Genomic DNA, 24,635 nt, shown 5'->3' with positions numbered 1-24,635 from the left:
CGGCGCCCCGCGCAAACGCATCGCTAGCCATATCGCTAGGTTTCCGCGAAGCAGCTCATGGTTGATCCTGTGGCCAAGAACGAGAGAGGACAACGCCATGACCATGACCGCACAAGAGATGATCCAGTTTGTCGACGACCTCTATGCCGCAACCGGCACGGGCGATTGGGACAAGGCAGCCTCCATGCTGACCGACGACTTCATCGTCAGCGAAGCGCCGGGCCTGCCGATGGAAGGCGTCTATCGCGGCAAGAATGCGCTGAAGGAACTCTACATCAAGGTCATGGGGCTGGTGGATGTTGCTGGTCTTAACCGTGTCGAGACCACGGCGGGCAAGGATCACGCGGTGACGATACTATCGTTCCAGTTCGCCGACCCTTCGCTTGCGCCGGCAGAACTGTGCGAAATGTTCCGCTTCCGCGACGGGAAATGCTGCGAAATCAAACCCTTCTATTTCGACCATGCCGTCTTTCGGGCTGCGGCGGAGGTGAAGGCGAAGGGCGCCGCAGTCAGCTGATTCGCCAAACCTGACCCTGTCCCTTCGTGCATAGACGGATTCCCATAACGCCCCATTTCCGACCAATTCAGTCCGGTTAACTAGCTTGCGGCCTGTACCGGAAAGGATTGTACATGGTCGTCGCACGGGATCTGCAGGAACGCATTGGCTTCTACGAACTCGGCAGGAACGAGGGCAGCTTCAATCGGCTGGCGCGCTTCGTGGCGCGGACGGTGGATGGCGGGCTGGAGAAGTTCTACGACAAGCTCGGCGCCACTCCTGCGCTGGGCAAGTTCTTCTCCTCGTCGGACCGGGTGCGCCACGCCCGCAATGCGCAAGCCGACCACTGGATCAGGGTGTTCGAGGACGGGCTCGACCAGGCCTATCACGAGCGCGCACTGACGATCGGGAATACCCATGCCCGCATCGGTCTCGAGCCCAAGTGGTACATCGGCGGCTATGCGCTGATCCTCGAGCACATGATCGAGGCGATGGTGCTGCGCGGGGCAGGGCGCTTTTCGCCGGCAAGGCGGCGGATGGCCAAGGATCTGGTGGCCTTGGTCAAGGTGTCGATGATCGACATGGACATCGCCCTTTCGACCTACTTCGAAATGGCCGAGAAGACCACGCGCGACATCGTGCTGGGCAAGATGGGCGTATCGTTGCGTGCGCTGGCCGAAGGCGATCTTTCGACGCGGATGAGCGACCTGCCGGAAAGCTTCCGACAGGTCGAGGACGACTTCAACAAGGCGCTGGAACGGCTTTCCGCGACGATCGGCCTCGTGGCCGACAGCAGCAGCCACATTGCCACCTCGACCGACGAAATTCGTGCAGCAACCGAGAACCTGGCTTCGCGCACCGAGCGGCAGGCCAACAATGTGCAGGATTGCGCGCGCGCCATCGATGAACTGAGCAGTGGTCTCAACAAGACATCACGGTCGATGGCAGACCTGAGGGTATCGGCGCACGATACCGAGAGCGAGGCGACGCAGGGCCGCGAGGCGGTGCGCGAGGCGATCAGCGCAATGGACGATGCCCAGCAGAGCGCTCAGGAGGTGGTCCAGATCGCCGAGATCATCGACGGCATCGCCTTCCAGACCAACCTGCTGGCGCTGAACGCGGGAGTCGAGGCTGCGCGCGTGGGCGAGATGGGGCGCGGCTTTGCCGTTGTGGCGAATGAGGTGCGGGCGCTGGCGCAGCGATCGTCGGAAGCGGCCGACAATATCAAGAAGCTGCTTTCGGCAAGCCGGGAGCAGGTGGATCGGGGCGCCGAACTGGTCAAAGGCACGGGCGTGATGCTCCATGCGATCATCGGCAAGGTGACCGAGATCAGCACGGGCGTGGTCGAAGCCGCGCAACTGACCGAAGAACAGGCGGCCTATGCCCTGAAGGTCAACCAGGCAATCAGCGAGATTGACCTCGCAACGCAGCAGAACGCGGCCATGGTGGAACAGAGCGCGGCGGCAACGCGCAGCATGGCCACGACATCGGGCAGGCTTGCCACGGCGGTGGCGGTCTTCTCGGGACACCACAGCCACCAGGTGCCCGAGTTGCGGCGGGTAGCCTAGCGAATCTTCCGGAGCGTTTCGAGAACGGCGCGGTAGGCGTCCTCGCCGATGGCATCGGTGAGCAGGGCCTCACCCTCGTGCGAGGCGGCGTGAATGCGAGGCATGACCGATTGGCCCTGGCTGGACAGGAACATGCCGATGGTCTTGCCCTTGCCCGGCCGGCGTTCGAGCAGGCCGCGATCCACCAGCCGCGAGACCATAGTCGCGATGTTGGAGCGCTGGATCTTGAGCATCTTGCCGATGGCGCTTTGCGTGATGCCCGGATTGGCCTCGATGACCAGCAGGACCGCAGCGTCGGGATGGCGCAGGCCAAGATCGCCATAGGAGGCGTTGACGGCGCGCAGGGCAAGGTTCGCGGTCCGCACCAGATGAAAGCCCAGCATGGGATCGAGCGGATGTTTCATGCCTGCTGCCTATCATCGCCGGGGCGGTTTTGCATCACCAACCAGTCACGCCAATTCTACCAAAAGTTGCTATTGACCATAACATGAAATCGGGCATACTCCCGATATCGCCGATGCTTCGACCGAAAGGCCGCGATCCGAAAAAATCGGAGCGTGCCGACAGGTGAAAAGCCTCCAGGTCGCAACCGGGCACGGCGTGGGAGGAGAGGATGATGAAACTGCTTCGCGCGGGCGCGAGCCTGCTTGCCCTGTCGATGACCGGATCCGCCCTGGCGCAGGATGCTGCCGAGGAAAAGGTGCCAACGACCGACGAGATCGTCGTCACCGCGCAGTTCCGCGCCCAGAACCTTCAGGATACCCCGCTGGCGATCACGGCTGTGAGCGGCGAGCTGTTGCAGCAGCGCGGGCAGACCAACGTGTCGGAAATCGCCGCGCAGGCGCCCAACGTAACGCTCAAACCGCAGGGCCAGGAACTCGGCCCCGGCATCATTGCCTTCATCCGCGGTGTCGGCCAGACCGACCCCAACTTTGCGCTCGAGCCGGGCGTGGGCATGTACATCGATGACGTATACCTGCCGACGCTGACCGGTTCGCTGCTGGACCTGACCGATCTTGACCGCGTGGAAGTGCTGCGCGGGCCGCAGGGTACGCTGGCCGGGCGCAACTCGCTGGGCGGTTCGATCAAACTCTATTCCAAGAAGCCGGAAGGCAGCAACAGCGGTTCGATGGAGGCGACCTATGGCCGCTACAACCGCATCGACATGCGCGGGCTGTTCGACCTCAAGCTGTCGGAAAACCTGTTCATGCGCGTGGCGGGCGTGACCAAGAATATCGACGGCTACGTCAAGCGGCTCGATTACAACCTGACCCATCCGGGCACGAATGTCCCGACCTTCGCCAAGGGCGCCAACCCGGTGCTGGGCAATGTCGGCGGCACGTCGTCGGTGGCGGGCAAGGTCTCGCTGCGCTGGCAGCCGACCGAGACGGTGGATATCAACCTTTCTGGCGACTACACGCGCGAGCGCAACGAGCCGGGCGCAAACGTGCTGCTCTATGCAAATACCTCGGCAGTGTTCGACGGCCCGAATGCGACCTTCACCGGTGGCCGTCCGTTCCTGCAAGGTACCAACGGCGCGGGCATTCCGCTCAACTGCATGTTCGTGCCCAACGGGGTGAACAGCTGCGACACGATCACCGGATACGATCGCCGCTATATCTCCTATGCGACTTATGCGGACCCGGCCCGGCCCGACAGCCAGATGCCCTACAAGCCGACGTTCACCGATCCGCATTCGGATCTGGATAACTATGGCGCGGCGCTGACCATCGACGTTGACGTTTCGGACCAGCTCAAGCTCAAGTCGATCACGTCATGGCGCCGGTACACGGCGGACTGGTCCTACGATTCCGACGGTTCGCCGATTGCCAACAACAATCTCAACCAGACCCAGAAGAACCGCCAGTGGAGCCAGGAACTGCGTCTGTCGGGCAAGGTGCTCGACGACAAGCTCGATTTCACCGTGGGCGGTTTCTACTTCGATACGCGCGGCACCTTCACCGGCCGGATCAACCTGAACTATGCCGGGATCGACTTCCGCCACGGCCCCGATCCGACGCCTGCCAAGAACAAGGCGATCTTCGCAAACTTCACTTATGCGCTGAGCGATGCTGCGAACCTGACCGGCGGCATCCGCCAGTCATGGGACGAGAAGGACTATGGCTACGTCCGCAAGAATCCGGATGGAACCAACATCCAGGGTCCGTGCAACTTCTTCCTCGGCGCGCCCACTGCAGGTCCGACCGGCATCGGCAACCAGCCCAACTGCCTGCTTTTCGGGCTTGACGGCCTGACCGCGAAGTTCCGTGACAACCGCGTCGACTGGCGCGTGGCGGCGGACTATCGCTTCAGCCCCGAGTTCCTGTTCTACGCACAGGTATCGACCGGCTATCGCGCCGGCGGCGTCAATCCGCGTCCGTTCTTCCCGAGCCAGGCGACCGCCTTCCGGCCCGAGACGATCACTGCCTACGAAGCCGGGTTCAAGTCTGACCTGTTCGATCGCAAGCTGCGCCTCAACGTCTCGGCGTTCTTCAACGATTACAAGAACATCATCCTGTCGAGCGTGAACTGCCTTGACCTTGCCACGGCGGGTCCGGGCGGGTCTTCGCAGGCCACCCCGTGCCTGCGGCCATCGAACGTCGGGTCGGCCCACGTGAAGGGTTTCGAAGTGGAGACGCTGATCCGTCCGGTCGACAACTTCACGATCGACGGTTCGCTCAGCTACCTCGATTTCAAGTACCAGAAGGTCGATACGCTCTCGACCGGGGTGACGCTGAACGACGTGACGCCCTATACGCCGAAGTGGAAGGCGGCGATCGGCGTGCAGTATGACATTCCGGACGTGCTCAAGGGCATGGTTACGGTGCGCCTCGATGGTGCCTATCAATCGAAGATCTACACCGAGGCCGCCAATATCGACAGCCTGGCGGTAAGCAGCACGGTGGCGGCCAACAGCCCGGTCACGCCTTCGCCGTTCAGCAATGCCGGTGGCGGCGGGCCGATCACCACGCTGCGCCTGTCCAACCGGATTGACGGCTATTTCCTCGCCAATGCCCGTCTCGGCTGGCAATCGGATGCCAAGGACTGGGGCGTCACGCTCGAAGTGCAGAACCTGACGAACAAGTACTACTTCCTGACCCTGCTGCAGGAAGCGTTCGGCGCAGGCACGGCATCGGGACAGCCGGGCCGCCCGCGGACCTGGTCGGTTTCGGTCCGCCGTTCGTTCTGAGGTGAGGGGGGGGCGCGGACCATGTTCGGTTCGCGCCCGCCCCCTTTTCCGGAAAGACATGGTCGCGGTACCCGATCTGCATTATTCCGGTTGCAGCGGGTTGTGCAGTGCGCCAAAACTCGTGGTGATGAGCAAGAGCAAGGTGCCCACCGGGACGGATGTTGCCCGGTTGGCTCGCGTATCCAAGTCGGCAGTTTCGCGTGCCTACAACGGTGGGTATGTGGCGCCCGAGGTGCGCGAGCGGATCTTCGAGGCTGCGCGCAAGCTCCGCTACCGACCCAGCAATGCCGCCCGCGCCCTATCGACCAATCGTTCGAACCTGATTGGCCTCGCCATCACGGCACTCGATAACCAGTTCTATCCCGAGCTGGTCGACAGGTTGAACGACCGCCTCAGTCTGGATGGCTACCGCTGCGTGCTCTTCGAAACGCGCGGCGAGGCCGGGCTCGAGCCAGTTCTCGATGAACTTCTCGGCTTCAGGCTTGATGGCGTGATCATGGCTTCAACCTCCTTTGCCACTCGGGTAGCCAGCGAATGCGAGGATGCCGGCGTCCCGGTCATCATGCTGAACAATGTCGATCTGACGGCACAGGTTGGCGGGGTTTCTGCGGACAACAGGCATGGCGGGGAGGCGGTTGCGCAGCATTTTCAGTCTTTGGGAATTACCCGGACGGCTGTCATCAATGGCCTTGCCGAAAGTTCGGCCAGCGTTGAGAGAACGGCGTTCTTCAGGGATGCCATGCTGAGAGCAGGGTTGCCTGAGCCGATCGTCGCTTGCGGAAAATACGATTTCGAGACCACGGCCCGCGTGACAGCGGAACTGTTGCGGTTGCCCGACCGTCCCACCGGCATCTTCTGCGTAACCGATCTCATGGCCCTGTCCTGTCTGCAGGCGGTTGTCGGTTGCGGGCTTGTGCCCGGTGAGGATGTCGCGATCGCCGGCTTCGACAATGTTCCGATTGCCGCGTGGCCTGCCTTCGACCTCACGACTTATGCCGTGCCTGTCCCAGAAATCGTCGACACCGCCTGGCAACGCCTCATTTCGGCAATACGCGGTTCGGAAGTGCCGAAGGAAGTTCTGCGGGTCCAGGGCGAACTGGTGATCCGCAGCAGCACTGCGGGGCGCACTGCCCGCGACGGATCGCACGGCGGGGATCAGCGGACCAAATAGCCAGATATTCCGCTTCGTCGGGGTTTGACGGAGGACCCGACGACCTATCGGTCGGATGGATAGGTATCGTCCGAATCCTTCAGTTTGTGCAACCGGTCCCATACGTTCAACCAGAAGCTGCACATAAGAATTGTGTCTAAGAGGAGGGGATTTTGTCACAGATCACACCGCGCCTTTTGGCGTCTTGCGCAGCCGCGGGCCTTGCCGCGCTGTCCATTCCGGCGCTCGCCCAGTCGTCGGCTGACCAGTCTGCGGCTGGAGACGACAACGGCCGCCTTCCCGAGATTGTCGTTACTGCCGACAAGTTCTCGCGTTCGATTCAGGACACGCCAATCGCGCTGACCGTCGTGACGGGTGATGCGATCGCCAAGTCTGGCGCCACGAAGATCGATGACGTGCTCAAGAACGAGCCGGCGGTCGTCGTGCAGGGTGCCGCACGCGGCTTCCTGGTCTCTATCCGCGGCGTCGGTCTGTCGCTGCCGCCGCAGATGGGGCAGGGCGCGGTAGGCACAAACTTCGACGGTGCCTACTCAAGCCGTGCCGAAAACGCCTCGGTCGGCTTCTACGACCTTGAGCGGGTCGAGGTCCTGCGTGGTCCGCAAGGCACACTCTATGGCCGCAACTCGGTAGGCGGCATCGTAAACGTCGTTTCGAAGAACCCGGTTCTCGACAAGGTCGAGGGCTATGTTGGCCTCGAGGGCGGCAACTATTCGCTGATCCACGGCGAGGGTGCGCTGAACGTGCCACTTGGCGACAAGGTTGCGATCCGTGTCTCGGGTGCCGGGATCTCGCGCGATGGCTACATGAGCAATGGCCATGACGACAACAAGTCGTATGCCGGCCGTGCGAAGTTGCTGTTCAAGCCTTCGGACGATGTCAGCCTGCTGCTCGGCGTCGAGCATTCGGCGCTGCGTGGCCAGGGTCCGGGTGCCGTGCCGATCGCCAGCATCCTTGCCGGTACGCGTGAGACGACCGACGTGTCGGTCGGCTTCCAGCGCGTCAATTCCTACAAGTACTGGGGTGAACTGCGCGCGGACATCGGGCCGGGCACCCTGAGCATCCTGCCGTCGCTGCAGATCACCAAGGGACGCACCATCGGTGCCTTCGGTGGTTCACTTGCGGACTCGCTGGATCCCAAGCTCACGCGTCAGGAGCAGATCGAGGTCCGCTACGCTTCGCAGCCGGGCTCGCCGTTCGACTGGGGTGTGGGTTTCTACCACTACAAGAGCCGCAACATCACCCAGGCCGTGTCGACGCCGTGCCAGGACGTCGATGGCAACTACGTCATCCCGGCGGCGGGCTTCAGTGCGCTTCCGGTCGGCTCACCTCCGGGCCCGGTTGCCTCGGGCACCTGCCTCTCGGCAGATCAGGCGCGCGCTGAATCGTACGAGCCCGAAATACGCCGGTCGCAGACCGATGGCATCTTCGGTCAGATCACCGTTCCGATCACCGATACGGTCCGCGCCATCGGCGGGGTTCGCTACACTTGGGAAAAGGTGAGCGGCGAGAACGTCGACAGCCTCGACCTGACCGGAGCGCTGACGCCGCTCAATGACGAGCATTTCGACTATCGTGCCGGCCTGGAAGCCGACCTGTTCGGGGGCAAGTCCAAGCTCTATGGCACCATCGCCTCGGGCTATCGCCAGGGCGGGTACAGCTTCGGGCTCGGCACGTTCGAACCGGAAAAGATGACGTCCTATGAGATCGGACTGAAGAACAAGCTCGCCGGCGGCGACATGCTCTTCAACCTTACCGGCTTCTACTACGACTACTCGGCCTTCCAGCTGGTGATCGCGAACTTCACGGTGTTCCCGCCGCAATTGTTCGTACCGACGATGCCGGGCCGCGAGTACGGTGTTGAAGCCGAGACGGTGATCGCCGTGGGTGGACGCGGGCGCTTCAATGCTTCGGTCACCTATCTCGACTCGCGTCTGGACGGTCTCGACGGCTTCTACGTGGGCGTGCCGTTCCCCAACAGCCCGAAGTGGTCGGTCAAGGCCGGTTACGAGCATGCCTTCGAGTTCGGGAACCTGAGGATCACCCCGCGCGCCGACCTCCGGTTCTCGTCCGCATCGAACGTATATCCGGAAACCACCGTGGTGGCCGATACGCATCCTTCGGTGCAGAACGACTATGCCACAGGTGACGTTTCGGTCCAGGTTGCATTCTCGGACAGCCTGACATTCACAGGCTACATCAAGAACGTGAACGATCAGGCAATCAAGCAGTCGCACTTCTTCGGATACGCGCAGCTTGCCGCTCCGAGGACCTACGGCCTTACCGCCAACTACAAGTTCTGATCTGCGACGCTGGGGGGCGCCGCGGCAGTGCCGTTCATGTTCGCGTGAACGGCACTGCCTTCAGATCTCGGGAAAAACCAATGTTCAAAGCGCAGGTCGGCTTGCCACCTGTCGAAATCGGGAAGAGGTTACGCATGCGTCTTGCGGTCATGCTGGCTACTACAGCAGCACTATTTTCAGTTACCTCCCACGCCCAACCAGCTCCGCCCCCGGGAAATGGCCCTGGCGCTGGCGCCCCCCCTCCGGGCGGCATGCCGGCAATGCCTACCATGGCCGCAACCAAGTACACCACCGGCCTGCGTATTACCGACGGTGCCTTCAATGCCGCGTCGCCGAAGGACGCTGCCTTGGCAACCGCGACCGCGACGCTGGTCGAAAGTGCCACGATCACATCAGCACAGAACGCCTTCAACCCGATCCTGGCTGAAGGCGGGAAGACGGCTATCACAATCAAGCGCACGAAAATCCGTCTTTCGGGCACCGGTACCAACGACTTTCTTGGTACTGGCGCCGGGATTCTGGCGCGCAACGGCGCGGCGCTCGTCCTGACCGATTCCACCATCGAGACCAACGGGCCGATCTCGTCTGCGCTGGTCGCGGCCGAGAATGCGACCGTGAAGATCTATGGCAGCAAGCTCGTTGCCAACGGCGGCCCGCTGCCGGCCGACTACAAGCCGCGCATCGGTCCCGGCATGATGGAGCCGCCTGCGCCGCTTGGCCTCGTCGGCACCGCGCGCACCCTGCTGGCGATGAGCAACTCGCGGACCTACGTTTACAATTCGACGATCGAAGCCGACGGTTGGGGCGCGCTTTCGACCGATGCTGCGGGCGATGCCCTGTATCTTGAAGCCAACGATTGCGTGATCAGGGTGCGTCGCGCCGGCTATGGCACCTACGCCGATTTTGGGGCGAACGTGGTCGTCAACAGCTCGAGCATCGATAGCGGAGGGATGATGGGAATCATCGCTGGCAAGGCACGGACGCGCTACGATCGTGTGACCGGCACGGCGGCCGATAACGTGATGATGATCCATTCGGTCATGGCCTTCGACATTACCGAGCAAGCAACCTTTGAGATCGCAAATTCGAACGTCGTGGCCCGGGGCAGCGCGCTGCTGGTAAAGAGCGCCAACGCCAATATCGCCATCGCCTCGAGCAAGGTCGCAAGCGCCAGGAACGTCCTGCTCGAAGTCCGCAAGAACGATGACGCCAACGCGACGAAGACCAATGGCAAGCCGGTGCCCGGCGTTCTCCTGACCGTCACCAACTCGGAACTGCAGGGCGGCATCATCGATACCGACCCGGATCGCACGACGATGGTCGTGCTCGACCATGCTTCCCTTACGGGCGCGCTCAAGGACGTCACTTTGGCCATCAAGGGCGGCGGCAAGTGGACTGCGAACGAAAACTCCGTTGTCACTGCTGCTGACAGCGCCACGTTGGGCGCGATCGATGCGACGGCAGGCGTGACGGTTCAGGTTCGCGGGGCTGGCGCCTCCGCGCCGCGCAAGCTGCCCTCGGGCGGAAGCCTGGTCTTCTCCGGCTGAGGGTGGGGCGGGGTGCAGTCATGAAGATGCGCCGCTGGCACAGATGGTTCGGCTTGCCCTCTGCCATTCTGCTGGGCTTCGTCGCGCTGACCGGAACGCTGCTTCATGTCGACATGATCCGTCTCGGGCAAAAGCCGCCGGGTTCGGATCATGGCATCCAGGCGCCGCCACGAAATTTGCCATCCGATGCCGAGCTTGAGGCCATGGTCGGCACGCTGGCGGCAACGGCACGTTCCGAGACCGACTTTCCGGTGAGGTCCCTCCAGATCAATCTGGATGCCACGCACGTGACGCTGGTCGCGGCAGATGGACTTGCCCCCGGCAGCAAGCAGATCAAGATCGACGCGACAACCGGCAAGCGCATTATCGAACCGCCGCGCCCGGCTGATTTCCATATAGTGCTGCAGGACCTTCACGCGGGTTACACGTTCAGCTGGGGGGGCCGGATCGTCAGCCTGTTGTGCGGGATTGCGCTGCTGGTCCTCAGCGTGACTGGCTTTCAGATCTGGTGGGACCTGCGCAAGCGCCGAAAGAACAGGGAATTTTTCTGGAAGTAGCGGCGGGGCGAGGATGACATCGGGAATATCCGAGTGATGACACTGACTTGAACAAGCAGGGCGCCGGGCCGATTGCGCGCCCCTGTCGGCGGGCTGGCCGTTGTACTTCCTTCATTCGGCTCCTTCGACGGGGAGACAGCCGTCTCCATCAGTGGCATTGATCCGAGAGCGCGATCGCGCTGTCGAACATGGCCTGGCGAACGTGCAGCAGTTCCTCGCGGCTGGGCAACCGGCTCTTGTCAATGGTCTGGGTGCAGGCAGCCGGCATCGCCACGCGCCGGAGTGGGAAAGTTCCCGCTCGAGGATCTTCGCGTCTTCGATCCTGATACGGCCCCAGCGCAGGAAGGGGACCGTTCCTTCCCTGACGGTGCGCGGAAAAAATCTGGCCGCTGTTGGTGTCGATGAAACACTGCTGTTCGGCCGGGCCATTCTCGGCCAACAAGATCCTGCGCCTCAGATCCGAGAATGCAGATCATTCTCGGGCAACCAAGTTCTGAAACCGGTCGCAGATATCGACTTCCTATGGGGGAACGTTCCGTTCATTTCGGGCGGATTGCCGTGGCAGGAGATCTTGCCGGGCCGGGCGGGGTGCAATGTGATGAGATGACGGGATTAATATCTAAGAATACAGAGTGGGAGGTATCAATTGTATCGGAAATTCGAGTTCGCGCGCCACTCTGATACAGATTGAAACGTATCGCCGGAACAGGATGGTCAGGATCATTCGTAGGCGATTGTGGGAGCGATTGCACAAGGTTAATCCGGGTGTCTGAACCAGTGGAGAGGCTTTGCTGATGAAAAGACGTTATATGGCATCGAGCGGAATGATCGGGGCAGTGTTTGCTCCGATCATTCTTGCGGTTTCAGTTTGCGCACCGGCGGCATCGGCCAAGGAAGTCGGCGGTGTTGTTGGCCAGACCGTGGCCTTGCCCGAACTGACTCTGGTGGCGGGGAACCTGCCGACGGCACCGGATGGCAAGCTTCTCACCTTGACTGTCAACGGTGTTGAACGCGCAATTGCGCCGGGACGCTATTCGGGCGACGTCGTACTCACGGTGACGGACGACATTCCCGTCAAGTATCATGAGCTTCCGCTGCATCACTTCCGCACGGCGCTCTATGTCGAGAACGGTGCGCCGGTCGCGGCAAAATCGGTAAGTGCAGCGGTTCGTGCCGCATCGTTCGGCGCGGGGACCGTTTCCGATGCCCGGATCGCCTCGGAAGGCGATCGCTTCAACGGCATCATCGTTACCGGAGAAGGCAAGTACACGATCGATCATCCGGTGATCGACTTTATCGGCAACGGCGGCAATGACTTTGCCGGGTTCGGGGCAGCCGTCATGTCGACGGGCAAGGCCGAAGTAACGCTCAATCGCCCGATCATCCGGACCCGCGGCGCCATCCGCACTGCGCTGTTCGCGGGCGGTGACAGCGTCATGCACATCAACAATGCCGAGATCGAGACCTACAACGGTACGCTGCCAGCTGACTACCAGTTCACGGTCGACGTCGGCAAGATGATGGAAGTGCCATGGATGCTGGGCCTTTCGGGCAATGTCCGGTCAAGCAACCTGGTCGACCGCGCCACGATGTTCATCAACAACTCGCACATTCGCTCGGAGGGATGGGGCGTCCTGTCGACCGATGACAACCAGCGCGTGCGCATGACGGTCACCGACAGCCTCGTCGAAGCGGTGAAGTCTGGCTACGGCACGTACTCCATCGGGGATTCGCACAACATCTTCCGCCGCAGCGTGATCCGTGCTGCAGATGTCGGAGCGATCATGGCGGCGGAAGGGTCGATCACCCTGACCGACCGCACCCTCGTCGAGGCGGGGCGCTATGGCGTTATGATGCATTCCGGCGTCGGCGGCGGCGTTCTTACCATCGACAAGGGCAGCGAACTCCACGCCGGGCTTGTCGCCATCGAAGTGAAGGGGATCGGCACGACGATCGTCGTGGACTCGGCCAAGGTCACTGCGGTAGGAGGCACCATCCTGCAGGGCATGGAGAACGACGATCCGTTCCTGAAGGCGATGATGAGCGGGAGTGCGCCGGCAGGGGCTTCGGCGCCACCGCCCGGCATGGGCCCGACGGGAGGGCGTCCGGACGAGAAGCCGAAGGACCCGAACATCATCGGCACGTTCCGCAACACGAAGCTGGTTGGCAACTTCTGGAACGGTCGGCCGAAGCAGGGCGCCATGGTGCTGCGCTTTGAGAATGCCGAGGTCATTGGAACGATCTCGACGTCTTCGGTTGCCCCGGCGAGCGGCAAGGATCCGGTGAAGGAAACCTTTCAGGAGATTGGCCACGTCACGAACACGGCGATTCCCGTAAAGGGCGAAAAGGGTGGCCTGACGGTCTCGCTGGACAAGTCATCCCGCTGGGTTGTCACCGGCACGAGCTATCTCAATGCGCTCGAGACCGAACCCGGCGCGCAGATCGAGGCTGCCACCGGCACGCTTGGCATAACGCTAAACGGCCGTCCCGTCGCGCTCAAGCCCGGAAAGATCAAGGGCGCGATCGTGGTGACCACGAGGTAGCCAAAAGCAAACGGCATTCGGGGCACCGCGGCATGGCTGCGGTGCCCTTTCTTTTTGCAGGACGATGATTGTCCATAAAAAAACAGCGCGAGAGCGGAGTCTCGCGCTGTATCTTTTTGCGTGCCAGGTAATCCTAGAATGGATTGCTCAGGCGGTGCAGGGCGTCTCCCAGCATCGTTGCGTGAATGCTCGGGTCCCCGTTCTGCAACTGCAGCGCTCCCACCGCAACGCTTGTCTCGATCACGTCGCGGCAGCGCTCGAAACGGCGCTCCTGGTAGGCCAGAAGTGCGGCCCGTACGTCATCGGTGCTGGCCAGCTCCTGCGCGAGGACGACCGCGCTTTCCACCGCCATGCCAGCCCCGGATGCAAGGTGCGGCGTCGTGGCATGTACGGCATCGCCAAGCAGGACAACCCGTCCGTTGAACCAGTCGCGTGGCTGCAGGGCCGCCGAAAGCGGCCGATAGTTGATCCAGTCGTCCTTGGACATGTTGTCGCGTATCCATCCGGCGCTGCCCCCGAAATCGGCCAGAAGCTCCTTGAGCGTCTCGAACATTTCCTCATCCGACATGAAGCTCTCGCGCTCCACGTGCGGGGTCAGCATCCACATGTAGATCATGTCCGGTGCGCACACGGTTATGCCGCAAGGATGGGCATGGCCGAGAAAGAACTCCGCGGAATCAAGTTCGGGAGGCTTGCGGATAGAGATTCGCCAGCACCCCTGGCCGGTCGGTTCAGCGGGCTTCATGTGCGGAAAAGCCAGGTCCCTTACCCCCGAGAAAACACTGTCAGCACCGACAACCAGATCGAACCTGCCTGTTGAATCGTCCGAGAAGCGAACGTCTACGCCGGTTCCGTTGTCATCAAGCGCTGAAACGGTGATCCCGAGCCGTACCGGAATGTTCAGCGCCCTGACCTTGCTCTGCATGAGCCGGTGCAGCACGGGGCGCATGATGCCGCCGTTCGCCGGAATCCCCTCTTCCAGAGCAGGCTCATCCAGGTCCAGCATGTGGCTGCCATCGTATTTGAACAAGCGGGTCCTGTTCGTTACCGCGCCGAACTGTTTGATCTCGTCGAGCAAGCCCAGTTCGCGATAGGCCCTGAGAGTGGGGCCTGTGATGGTGATCCCGGCGCCATATACGCGCCAATCCGGATCAAGGTCGATCAACTCGACCGCCACCCCCCTTTCGGCGAGGCTGATCGCGCACGCCATACCGCCAATTCCCCCGCCGACGACGAGCGCCGTGGCGATGCTGCTGATAGCTTTCCCAGTCATGGTGCCATGACCTAGCGAACGCGGCGATGTGTTCAAATCCGAACGATGGATGGAAAGCCATTGATACAATCGGTGGGATATTGGCGCGGATGCGGGCTATCGACCCGGCAGAAATTCACGCGACAACAGCCCTGGGGAGGGAACAATGCGCAATCTGCTTCTAGTCTCGACTGCAATCTCGACGTTCGCGATCGCGACGCCAGCCATCGCGCAGGACGCTGCGCCGCAATCCGCCGAGGTATTGGACGACAGCGGCATCGGCGAGATCGTCGTGACCGCGCAGCGCCGGACCGAAAGCATCCAGAAAGCTGCCATTCCAATCGACGCGGTGAAGGGCGACGATCTGCTGCAGCGCGGCATCGGAAACGCTGCAGACCTGACCCGTGCGGTGCCCTCGCTCAGCATTCCCGCGCCTGGCGCTGGTGTCGCCTCGGTATTCATCCGCGGCGTGGGTAACATCACAACGAGCAGCTACAACGACCCGGCCGTTACGCCCAGCTATGACGGTGTCGTGCTCGGCCGCAGCGGCGGCGTCTTCGGCGCGGCATTCTACGATCTGCAGCGCGTTGAAGTGCTCAAGGGCCCTCAAGGCATCCTGTATGGGCGCAATGCCACCGGTGGCGCCATCAACGTGCTGCCGGCGCGCCCGGAACTGGGCGTAAACTCCATGGGCTTCAACCTCGCCTACGGAAATTACGACCAGATCGACGTGGATGCCCGCGCCAACATCGCCACCGGCGAGAACACCGCGTTGCGCATTGCCGGCGCCTACATGACCCACGATGGCTACAACAAGGACGGCACGGACGACGCGAAGCGCGGTTCGCTGCGTGCGCAGTTCCTCTATGAGCCTTCGACGGACCTGTCGGTGCGTCTCGGTGCGGACTACAGCCACGTCGGCGGCAAGGGCGTGGGCGGCAATTATCTTGGTGCCTTCGTTCCTACAGGGAGCGGCTATACCTTCGTTTCGTCGGGCCTCGCGCAGTCGGAGGGCTTCAACAGCGAAGCCTCGCGCGCATGGATTTCGACGCAGCTGGGCGGGCCCGGCCTGGATTTCCGCCGCCCGATGCAGAGCGACCCTAGCCAGGACATCACTTACTGGGGCGTGAACGCCGAATTCAACCTGCAGACCGGCATTGGCAAGCTCACCGTGATACCAGCCTATCGCAAGACCCGCGAGCGTTCGGAATTCTACGGGCCGGCCTTCAATACCGGCAACGTGCGCGAAGATACCAAGCAGAGCAGCCTCGAAGCGCGCCTGGCGGGCAAGGCAGGGATGTTCGACTACGTCGTCGGCGGTTTCTATTTCAACGAGACGATCGACGCCAACAACATCTACAATCAGGAGTTCGTGCTCCCGATCCAGACCTACACGGCAAAGACCGAGAGCCTTGCCGCGTTCGGCCAACTGACTGCTCATGTTTCGGACCGCGTTCGCCTTGTCGGCGGCGCGCGCTATACGCATGACAAGAAGACGGTGAACGGCCTGATCAACAACATCATTGCCGTCTGCAACGAGAGTGCGCCGCCGTTCTGCATTGGCCAGATGCCCCACCTGCCCAACTTCTTCAACGCCGACGATGCCATTGGCTGGCTGGGCAGCAACGGCTTCATCAACACCAATGTCGCGATCAGCCCGCCCAGCAATACGACAAAGTCGGGCCAGATCATCTATCCCATAGTGAACGGTGCCAACGGGATCATTCTGAAGACGTACAACAACATCAACGACACCGACACCTTCTCGAGAGTGACGTGGAAGGCCTCTGCCGAATTCGATGTGACGCCAACCAGCCTTGTCTATGCCACGGTGGAATCCGGCTATCGCGCAGGCGGCATCCAGATGGTCGATTCCCCTTTGAAGGAAAAGTACAAGCCCGAGTTCATCACCGCATACACCATCGGCTCGAAGAACCGTTTCCTGAACAACAAGCTGCAGGTGAACCTTGAAGGCTTCATCTGGAAGTACCGCGATCAGCAGATCACGTATTTCACAGTGGATTCAAACGGCACCCTGATCAGTTCGAACGAGAATGCGGGTCGATCGACCATCAAGGGCTTCGATGTGGACGTGATCGTGAAGCCGGCGAGCGGCACGACGCTTGGTGCCAAGGTGCAGTATCTTGACAGCAAGTACGAGGAATTGACCCTGACCTCGGCCATACCGTTCGACAATTTCAATTGCCCGGTTTCGGGTTCGGCCGGAACGACAAGCAACGGTTCGCCGATCATCAGCTACGACTGCTCTGGCAAGCAACTCCTGTACAGCCCGAAGTGGACGGTGAACCTTTCGGCCGAACAGGTTGTGCCGCTTGGCAATGATCTCGAACTGGTTGCCAACGTCGATACCGCGTGGCGCGACAGCCAGTGGGCAGCGTTCGAGTTTCTCGATTTCGAGCGCGTCCCTGCCTACTGGACGACTGGTGCCTCTGTCAGCCTGCGTGCGCCCGAGGGCGCCTGGGGCCTGACGGCATATGTCCAGAACATCGAGAACGAGCGTCGCAATCTTACGCCGCAGTCCTCGCCGATGGGCGTTGCCGTCGCGCATTACAGCGCACCGCGTACTTATGGGCTGCGCTTCTCGGCCAACTTCTGAGGACTTGAAGATGAATATCCTGGTGACCGGCGCTGGTGGCTTCGTTGGACGCGAGCTTGTCCGCCTGCTTCTCCATGCCGGCCATCAGGTGACGGGCATGGACTTTTCTGCCGATGCCATCCCTGAAGGTGCCAAGGCAATTGCTGGCGATCTCGGAGATGCGGAGGTCCGGAGACGCGCGATCGGATCAGGATGTGATGCCCTTGTCCACCTTGCCACCGTTCCGGGGGGAGCCGCTGAGACGGACCCGGCAGCGTCACGACGCATCAATGTCGATGCCATGTATGATCTATTGCTCGAGGCTTCGGCTGCAAACAATGGTGTGAAGGTGGTCTATGCCAGTTCCATTGCCGTGTTCGGCGATCCTCTGCCACCTGTCGTGGATGACGCGACGCCGCTGAGCCCGAAAATGATCTATGGCGGGCACAAGGCGATGATGGAGCATGCCGTGGCCATGTTCTCCAACCGCGGCCTGATTGACGGGGTGACTGTCAGACTGCCAGGTATTCTCGCCCGGCCGAAGGGACCGTCCGGCATGAAGTCGGCGTTCATGTCCGATCTGTTCCACGCGCTGAAGGCTGGCGAGCAGTTCTTCTGCCCGGTTTCCGCCGGGGGAACGATCTGGGCACAGTCCGTCCGGCAGTGCGCCGAGAACTTCCGCCATGCAGTCGGGTTGAATACATCCAGCTTGCCCACCACGCGGGCCGTGACCCTTCCAGCACTGCGCGTCTCCATGGGCGACCTCGCGGCGGAGATCGCGCGACAATGCGGCGTGTCTGAAGCGCTGGTGAGTTATGGCAATGACGAGGCACTTGAAGCTGCCTTTGCTGCGCAGCCGCCTCTCCAGACTGCGGCAGCCATGCGGGCAGGTTTTGCGCATGACGGAGATCTTGCTAGACTGGTCTCCAACGCTCTCGCTGCGATCTGACGGGAGCACGGGAGATGGCAATGCGGTTCGGGCGTCTCGATCTAAATCTGCTGGTGGCTCTCGACGCGCTCCTGACAGAGCGGAGCGTAAGCCTTGCATCCGACAGGTTGTGCCTTTCGCAATCTGCCACGTCTAGCGCGCTTGGTCGCTTGCGCGAGTACTTTGGCGACGAGTTGCTCGTGGTCAAGGGAAGAACCATGATCCTGACCGCTCGGGCTGAAGAGCTCATCGAGCCCGTACGCGCGGTGCTCGAGCAGATCCGCACCACGGTTGCCGTCGCGCCGCCATTCGATCCGGCAACTGCGGATCGCGCGATCCGGCTTATGGCTTCCGACTATTCAACCGAAGTCCTGTTGGCTGGGGTTCTGGCTGGAATGGAGCGGGACGCGCCCGGCATGCGGTTCGAAATTCAGCCGATGAACGACACCCCGATCGAAGCGATCGAGCGCGGCAATATCGATCTGCTTCTGACCATCGACTACGCCATCTCCGCCGACCACCCGAGCCAGCTGCTGTTTGAGGATGACTACGTCGTGGTTGGCGATCAGAATAATCCGGCTTTGGCAGGCCCGATGACCAAGGAATTGTACTTCGCACTGGGACACGTCAGTCCGCGTTTCGGCAAGGCGCGCGTGCCAGCCTTCGAGGACTGGTTTGTCAGGCGGCAAAAGCAGCAGCGCCGGGTCGAAGTCGTGGCTCCCTCCTTCCTGTCGCTGCCCGGTCTGATCCTGGGCACGAAGCGCATTGCAACCATGCATCGACGCATGGCAGAGATCGTGGTGCGATCGATGCCGCTTGTCATGCGCGAAATTCCATTCGACATCCCCCCGATCCGGGAAGCGGTGCAGTGGAACATCGCGAACAACAATGACCGTGCACTGCGCTGGGTGGTCGAACGGCTGATGTTTGCGGCGAGCAAGGATACTCCGAAACCGGATGCCAATGTTCTGGCCCTTTCAGGTGGCTCGATCGACCGCAACCAGATCGAGGTCGAGTACCGGATGAACCATCCCCAGCGTTGACCCCTTCGGCGCAGATGTGGTCACGCCCCCTCATACTGCTGAAACGGTTTGGTCCCTCCCGTCCGACACGGCACCTGATCTCTTGAAAATCACGGTCGTGCTGCGCTGGCGGACGATTTTGCATGCGATCTGATCTTCTCGGAAGACGCGCGTGCGCCTTTCACTGGCATTCCCCAAGGCACAAAAAAGTGCCTTCTTCCGCTCTCGCGCGAACCGTTTAAGCCAACTTTCCAAGAGCGATGACAATCGCCGACCCTTCGCGGAGCATCGGGCCAACTGCATGGGAGAGCAGGTCGCAGCGACAGAGCAGCTGGAAGCTGTCTTAAGACCTACGCAGACTGCCGGCGGCGCAGATCTCGATCAGCGGTGGTAACGATCTTCGGGCGCAGCGGCACGCCATGCGCCTGCCGGGCTACGGTGCGGTCAAGGCCCATCAAGCTGGACGCCAGACTTGGAACTGAAAGGAAGCAACTTGCATGAGCGCAGACGCAACCCGCTTTGACGGCAAGGTGGCCATCATCACCGGCGGCGCCGGGGGTATTGGCGCAGCCACCGCACGACTGATTAGCGCGCGGGGCGGCAAGGTGGCCGTGGCCGATATCATGATCGACCGGGCCGAGGGACTGGCTGCCGAACTGCCCGGCGCCATTGCCATCCACCTGGACCTGGAAAGCGAAGCATCGACCGAGGCGATGATCGCCACCACGGTGCAGCATTTCGGCCGGCTGGACGTGCTGCACAACAACGCGGCGCTGCTGGGCCCCGATATTGCGCAGCAGGATGGCGACGTGGAACACATGGCCACCGCGCTGTGGGACCGGACCTATGCCGTCAACGTGCGCGGCACGATGATCGCGTGTCGGGCCGCCCTGCCCCACTTGCGCGAGGTGCGCGGCAACATCGTCAACACGGTGAGCAACCTTGCGCTGCAGGGCCACCTGATCCAGGCCGCCTATTCCAGCAGCAAGGCCGCCATCATCCAGATGACGCGGGCCATTGCCGCCAGCCACGGCAAGCTGGGCGTGCGCTGCAACGCGGTGGCGCCGGGCATGACCATGACGCCGGCGCTGCGCGAAGCCTTTCCGCCCGCGCTGCGCAAGGTGGTGGAGGATGAAACCCTGCGCGAACAGCTGGGCGATCCGGAAGACATCGCCGAGGCGGCGGCTTTCCTTGCCAGCGACGCCGCCCGCAACGTGACCGGCCAGGTGCTTGTCTGCGACGGCGGCGGCGCCAGCCACGTGCCCGGCCTTGCCGGCTTCCGCAGCTTCTTTTCGGGAGAACATTGAGATGAGCCAGTACGACATTGTCGTGATGGGCGCCGGCCACAACGGGCTGGTCGCGGCGGCCTACATGGCCAAGGCGGGCAAGAAGGTGCTCGTCTTGGAACGCAAGCCTCACTATGGCGGCGGCGTTTCCACGCGTGAATTGCTGCACCCCGGCTTCTGGCATGACGAGCACTCCAACGTGCACATCATGATCCAAGGCAACCCCATGCTGCGCGAGGACGAGCTGGGCCTGCTTTCCAAATTCGGGCTGGAATACATCTATCCGGACCTGATCCACGTTTCCATCTGGGACGACGGCACCGTCATCCGCAGCTACAAGGACCTGGACAAGACCTGCGAGGAACTGGCCCGCGTCTGCAGCCCCAAGGATGCCGACGCCTATCGCCGGTTCGTGGAGATGAGCCAGACGGCGCTGCCGATGCTGGTCAGCGGCCTGTACAGCCCGCCCTTCCCCATGGGCGCCTTCGTGGCGATGATGGACCAGTCGGACGAAGGGCGCTTCCTGCTCGACCTGATGCAGCGCACCGCGCTCGACATCGTGGACGCCTATTTCGACAGCGAGCTGCTGAAGCTGCACATCGTGCGCATGGTCACCGAAAACCTGCAGATGCCCGATGAACTGGGCACCGGCATGGGCGCGTTCGTGATGCCGGGTATCGTCCACACCTATGGCTGTTCCATGCCCAAGGGCGGATCGGGCCAGCTTTCCCACGCGCTGGTCCGCGCCATCGAGCATTTCGGCGGCGAAGTGCGCTGCAATGCCGAAGTGAAGCGCGTGATCGTTTCGGGCGGCAAGGCGACGGGGCTGGAGCTGGTCGACGGCGAAACCTTCATGGCTCGCGACGGCGTGATCGGCGCGATCCACCCGCACGTGCTGCGCAAGTTCGTGGCCGAAACGCCCGAGCCGGTGCTGGCCCGCGCCGAGCGCGTGACGCAGTCCACGTTCTCCATCAACCTCACCCACATGACGTTGAAGGAGCGCCTGAAGCTGAAGGTCGGCAACGATTGCAACGCGATGATGACCGAGCTGATGGACTTCTACACCGTGCGCGACATGTGCCTGGAGTATGACAAGCTGCGGCGCGGCGAAGTGAGCGAGCGGCTGATCGCCGGTGGCGACAACACCATCTTCGATCCCAGCCGCGCGCCCGAAGGGGCGGGCGTGTTCTATGGCGTGAACTTCGCGCCCTATGACCTGTACCCCGGCGGCCCCGCATCGTGGGAGGAGCGCAAGATGGAAGTGGCGGACAAGGCGCTGGCCCAGTACCGCAAGTTCTATTCGAACCTGACCGACGACAACATCACCGGCCGCCTCGTGCGATCGCCGGTGGACCACGAACGCGACAGCCCGGCCAGCTTCGTGCGCGGCGACATCCATGGCTGCGCGCCGTTCTTCTACCAGTCGGCAGGGCATCGCCCGACGCCTGACCTCGGCAACCTGCGCGTGCCGGGGATCGAGGGGCTGTATCTGGTCGGCCCGTTCATGCACCCGGGTGGCGGCGTGTTCGGCGCCGGGCGCGCCACCGCGATCCAGATGATGGACGACATGGGGATTGACTACGACAAGGTATGCGGGGGGCCGGTGTAATGAGCAGCGCACGCAAGAAGGTGCCGGTGGCGACGATTCTCGATGCCAACGACAAGGAACTGATGGCGATCCGCAAGATCGAGCCGGATGGCAACACTCTGGTCATTCGCGGCAAGATCTTCGGGGCCATGCCGATGGTGGCGAAGCTCACCCCTGCCGAAGCGCGCGCGGCGCTGAAGTTGCTCGATCTGCGCACCGTGCTGTTTCTGCTGACGTTCCTGTTCCGCAAGAACTGATATCGGTTTTCTGGATTGGATCGCAGCGAAACAATGCATCTCGTCGAATTGCGATAGATCAACAATCCAAGGTCTGCGCGCCGTCATGACTCTTCCCGTAGTTTCGGGAGACCAGCGATGGCGATTATTGGAATCAGGCGGCTGACATGGTTGGTGGACGATGTCGCCGCCTGCGTTCGTTTCTTCACTGACTTCGGACTGACGCTGGTCGAACAGGATGGCGCTTCGGCAATGTTCGAAGCAGCGGACGGTTCGCAATCGCTCTTCCTCGCCCGCGGGCACGAGCGTTTGCCCAAGGGCACGGCGCAGACCGCGCGAGGCGTGCACGAGTGCGTCTGGGCGGTTGGCAGCGAGCAGGCTCTAGCGCGTCTCGTCGCGCGTCTTGAGCGTAGCGTGCCGATCTCGACCGATGACGAAGGAGTGGTGCACTTCGTCACCGCTTTCGGCCAGGCGATCGGTCTGCAGGTCTGGCAGCCGCGACAGGTGTTCGGCGCGCCAACGCCGCAGAACACGGTGGGCCGCATTGCCCGCCTCAACCAGCCGCGCAAATGGATCGATCGCGCTGTGCCCAAGCGCACGCACCATTGCGTCTGGACCTTTCCCGACGTGCAGGAAGCTGTCGACTTCTACCGCGACATGCTCGGCTTCCGCATCACCGACATGCAGAAGGGGTTCGGGGTCTACATGCGGGCCGATGGCGCGTACGAGCACCACAACATCTTCCTCGCCGATGCCCGCGCACCGATGCCGGGCTTCAATGGCACGCTGAAGTTCCATCACGCCAACTGGGAAGTCGAGGACATCGACGAGCTGATGGTCGCCAAGAACTACCTGGATCGGCGCGGGTATACCTATGGCGACTGGAACTGGGGCTTCGGCCGCCATCGCCTGACATCTGCGGCGTTCTTCTACGTTCCCTGTCCCGCCGGTGGCGAGGCCGAGTATGGCGCTGATTGCGATTGCGTCGACGACAGCTGGAAGCCGCGCATCTGGGACGGCGCCTTCGGCACGGCGATCTACATGACGAACCTCCCCGATTTCATGAAGAGCGAACCGGACTGGGACGTGACCTATGCCCGGCCGGATCAGCTCCATTACCACCGCGCAGACCCGGCCCCGCTGGCCGAAGCAGCCGAATAAGGAAGGCGATACGATGTCAAAGGCAAACCGAGTTCTCATCATCGGCGGCGGTGTGGGCGGCCTCGCGGCAGCAATCGGCCTGCACCAGCGCGGCATAGCGGTTGAAGTCGTCGAGCGCGACAAGGACTGGAAGGTCTATCACGTCGGCATCATCGTGCAGGCCAATTTCGTCCGCGCGCTCAACATGCTGGGCTTGGGGGACCGCGCTGTCGCGGCGGGCTACGCCTACCGCGGCGCGCGATTCCTCGACATCGACGGGAACGTCCTGAAGGAATTGCCCGGTGACACGGCAGTCGACGGCCTGCCCTCGGACCTCGGCCTTACCCGTCCGGCCCTGCACAAGGTGCTGACCGAGAAGGTCCGTGCGCTTGGCATTCCGGTCCGGCTTGGCGTGTCGTTCGATAGTCTCTGTGACGATGGCGACGGTATCGATGTCAAGTTCACCGACGGAACCTGCGGCAGGTATGATCTGGTGATCGGTGCGGATGGCAACTACTCCGCCGTCCGCAAGGCGCTCTGGCCCGAAGCGAAGCCCCAATACACGGGGCAGGGCGTATGGCGCTACAACGTGCCCCGGCCGGAAGGGCTGGAGTGGGCAGATATCTACATCGGCAAGGACAAGGGCAAGGCCGGGTATTGCCCTCTGACGCCTGAAGAGATGTACATCTTTGCGGTCTTCGAAGAACCTGGCAATCCCCGGTTCCCTGCCGCAACGCTCGCGGCCGAGATGCGTCGCCGCCTCGAGGGATACGGCGGCATCCTGGCTGAGGCGGCGCGGCATGTCACCGACCCTTCGCTCGTGGTCTATCGCCCGTTGGAAGCCTGCATCATGCCGGCTCCTTGGTATCAAGGGCGGATCGTTCTCATTGGCGATGCTGCGCATTCCGCCACACCACACTTGGGCCAAGGCGCAGCCATGGCCGTCGAGGATGCGGTTGTGCTGGCCGAGGAAGTCGCGGAGCGCGAAGTAGACAGCGCTCTGGCGGCGTTCATGGAACGGCGGTTCGAACGCGCAAAGCTGGTTGGCCTGAGTTCGATCCGGCTTGGCGAGTGGGAAATGCATCCGGAAAGCGCCGGCGATCCGATGCAGCTGACCGATCAGATTCGGAAGAAACTTGCCGAACCCGTCTGATCCATTTGCGGTATCGATATCACGGGTCCGGAAACTTTGGTTTCCGGACCTTGCGGTTATTA

19 protein-coding genes are annotated in these 24,635 nt (G+C 62.2%); 16 read left to right on the top strand and 3 right to left on the bottom strand.

The features are described 5' to 3' along the window. The first annotated feature begins 97 nt into the window (after window positions 1-97). Window positions 98-517 (top strand): nuclear transport factor 2 family protein, encoded by a 420-nt coding sequence (locus tag AC3WLM_RS18545; RefSeq protein ID WP_082013445.1) that lies wholly within the window; start codon window positions 98-100, stop codon window positions 515-517. 113 nt (window positions 518-630) lie between these two features. Continuing rightward, window positions 631-2,064: a methyl-accepting chemotaxis protein gene (locus AC3WLM_RS18540; RefSeq protein WP_052242603.1), complete on the top strand. Its 1,434-nt coding sequence runs from the start codon at window positions 631-633 to the stop codon at window positions 2,062-2,064. On the opposite strand, the gene AC3WLM_RS18535 is transcribed toward AC3WLM_RS18540, so the two are convergent. After that, window positions 2,061-2,468 carry a MarR family winged helix-turn-helix transcriptional regulator gene (locus AC3WLM_RS18535; RefSeq protein WP_052242602.1) on the bottom strand — a complete coding sequence of 136 codons (408 nt, stop codon included), beginning with the start codon at window positions 2,466-2,468 and terminating at the stop codon, window positions 2,061-2,063. The genes AC3WLM_RS18540 and AC3WLM_RS18535 overlap by 4 nt on opposite strands. Window positions 2,469-2,680: 212 nt before the next feature. Between AC3WLM_RS18535 and AC3WLM_RS18530 the strand changes: the two genes are divergently transcribed. The 5 genes from AC3WLM_RS18530 (at window position 2,681) to AC3WLM_RS18510 (ending at window position 10,829) form a co-directional block, all read left to right on the top strand. Further along, a complete protein-coding gene (locus AC3WLM_RS18530; RefSeq protein ID WP_492478376.1) occupies window positions 2,681-5,254 on the top strand; it encodes a TonB-dependent receptor in 2,574 nt (857 codons plus the stop codon). Between the two features lie 127 nt (window positions 5,255-5,381). Next, a complete protein-coding gene (locus AC3WLM_RS18525; RefSeq protein ID WP_492478375.1) occupies window positions 5,382-6,425 on the top strand; it encodes a LacI family DNA-binding transcriptional regulator in 1,044 nt (347 codons plus the stop codon). Window positions 6,426-6,577: 152 nt separating this feature from the next. Further along, window positions 6,578-8,725, top strand: a complete 2,148-nt coding sequence (locus AC3WLM_RS18520) for a TonB-dependent receptor (RefSeq protein WP_492478374.1) — start codon at window positions 6,578-6,580, stop codon at window positions 8,723-8,725. A 260-nt stretch (window positions 8,726-8,985) separates the two neighbouring features. Beyond that, window positions 8,986-10,272 carry a hypothetical protein gene (locus AC3WLM_RS18515; RefSeq protein WP_492478373.1) on the top strand — a complete coding sequence of 429 codons (1,287 nt, stop codon included), beginning with the start codon at window positions 8,986-8,988 and terminating at the stop codon, window positions 10,270-10,272. A 20-nt stretch (window positions 10,273-10,292) separates the two neighbouring features. Further along, entirely contained in the window at window positions 10,293-10,829 is a 537-nt protein-coding gene (locus AC3WLM_RS18510) for a PepSY domain-containing protein (RefSeq protein ID WP_492478372.1), read from the top strand. Window positions 10,830-10,977: 148 nt separating this feature from the next. Here the strand turns inward: AC3WLM_RS18510 and AC3WLM_RS18505 are convergent, their stop codons facing one another. Then, window positions 10,978-11,268 carry a hypothetical protein gene (locus AC3WLM_RS18505; protein ID WP_492478371.1) on the bottom strand — a complete coding sequence of 97 codons (291 nt, stop codon included), beginning with the start codon at window positions 11,266-11,268 and terminating at the stop codon, window positions 10,978-10,980. Window positions 11,269-11,623: 355 nt separating this feature from the next. On the opposite strand from AC3WLM_RS18505, the gene AC3WLM_RS18500 reads away from it, so the two are divergent. Continuing rightward, on the top strand, window positions 11,624-13,372 hold the full coding sequence (locus AC3WLM_RS18500; protein WP_492478370.1) for a hypothetical protein: 1,749 nt from the start codon (window positions 11,624-11,626) through the stop codon (window positions 13,370-13,372). Window positions 13,373-13,505: 133 nt separating this feature from the next. Here the strand turns inward: AC3WLM_RS18500 and AC3WLM_RS18495 are convergent, their stop codons facing one another. After that, the gene (locus tag AC3WLM_RS18495) at window positions 13,506-14,645 is read right to left on the bottom strand and encodes an FAD-dependent monooxygenase (RefSeq protein ID WP_492478369.1); all 1,140 of its coding nucleotides are present in this window, start codon (window positions 14,643-14,645) and stop codon (window positions 13,506-13,508) included. Between the two features lie 145 nt (window positions 14,646-14,790). On the opposite strand from AC3WLM_RS18495, the gene AC3WLM_RS18490 reads away from it, so the two are divergent. From AC3WLM_RS18490 to AC3WLM_RS18455, 8 genes are all read left to right on the top strand, one after another. Continuing rightward, window positions 14,791-17,241: a TonB-dependent receptor gene (locus AC3WLM_RS18490; protein ID WP_492478367.1), complete on the top strand. Its 2,451-nt coding sequence runs from the start codon at window positions 14,791-14,793 to the stop codon at window positions 17,239-17,241. A gap of 10 nt (window positions 17,242-17,251) precedes the next feature. Beyond that, window positions 17,252-18,169, top strand: a complete 918-nt coding sequence (locus AC3WLM_RS18485; protein WP_193828490.1) for an NAD-dependent epimerase/dehydratase family protein — start codon at window positions 17,252-17,254, stop codon at window positions 18,167-18,169. Between the two features lie 14 nt (window positions 18,170-18,183). Next, window positions 18,184-19,191, top strand: a complete 1,008-nt coding sequence (locus AC3WLM_RS18480; RefSeq protein WP_230487879.1) for a LysR family transcriptional regulator — start codon at window positions 18,184-18,186, stop codon at window positions 19,189-19,191. Window positions 19,192-19,667: 476 nt separating this feature from the next. Then, on the top strand, window positions 19,668-20,477 hold the full coding sequence (locus AC3WLM_RS18475; RefSeq protein ID WP_039336708.1) for an SDR family NAD(P)-dependent oxidoreductase: 810 nt from the start codon (window positions 19,668-19,670) through the stop codon (window positions 20,475-20,477). Window position 20,478: 1 nt separating this feature from the next. After that, complete coding sequence (locus tag AC3WLM_RS18470) at window positions 20,479-22,065, top strand: phytoene desaturase family protein (RefSeq protein ID WP_193828832.1); 1,587 nt, start codon at window positions 20,479-20,481, stop codon at window positions 22,063-22,065. Next, entirely contained in the window at window positions 22,065-22,301 is a 237-nt protein-coding gene (locus tag AC3WLM_RS18465) for a hypothetical protein (protein WP_039336705.1), read from the top strand. Before AC3WLM_RS18470 ends, AC3WLM_RS18465 begins: the two co-directional genes overlap by 1 nt. Window positions 22,302-22,418: 117 nt before the next feature. Beyond that, on the top strand, window positions 22,419-23,441 hold the full coding sequence (locus AC3WLM_RS18460) for a VOC family protein (RefSeq protein ID WP_492478366.1): 1,023 nt from the start codon (window positions 22,419-22,421) through the stop codon (window positions 23,439-23,441). Window positions 23,442-23,454: 13 nt separating this feature from the next. Continuing rightward, window positions 23,455-24,573: an FAD-dependent monooxygenase gene (locus AC3WLM_RS18455; protein ID WP_492478365.1), complete on the top strand. Its 1,119-nt coding sequence runs from the start codon at window positions 23,455-23,457 to the stop codon at window positions 24,571-24,573. Window positions 24,574-24,635: the final 62 nt, after the last annotated feature.

The organism is Novosphingobium sp. FW305-C-30-35 (assembly GCF_058783135.1).
This window is presented reverse-complemented; position numbering and strand designations above follow the sequence as displayed.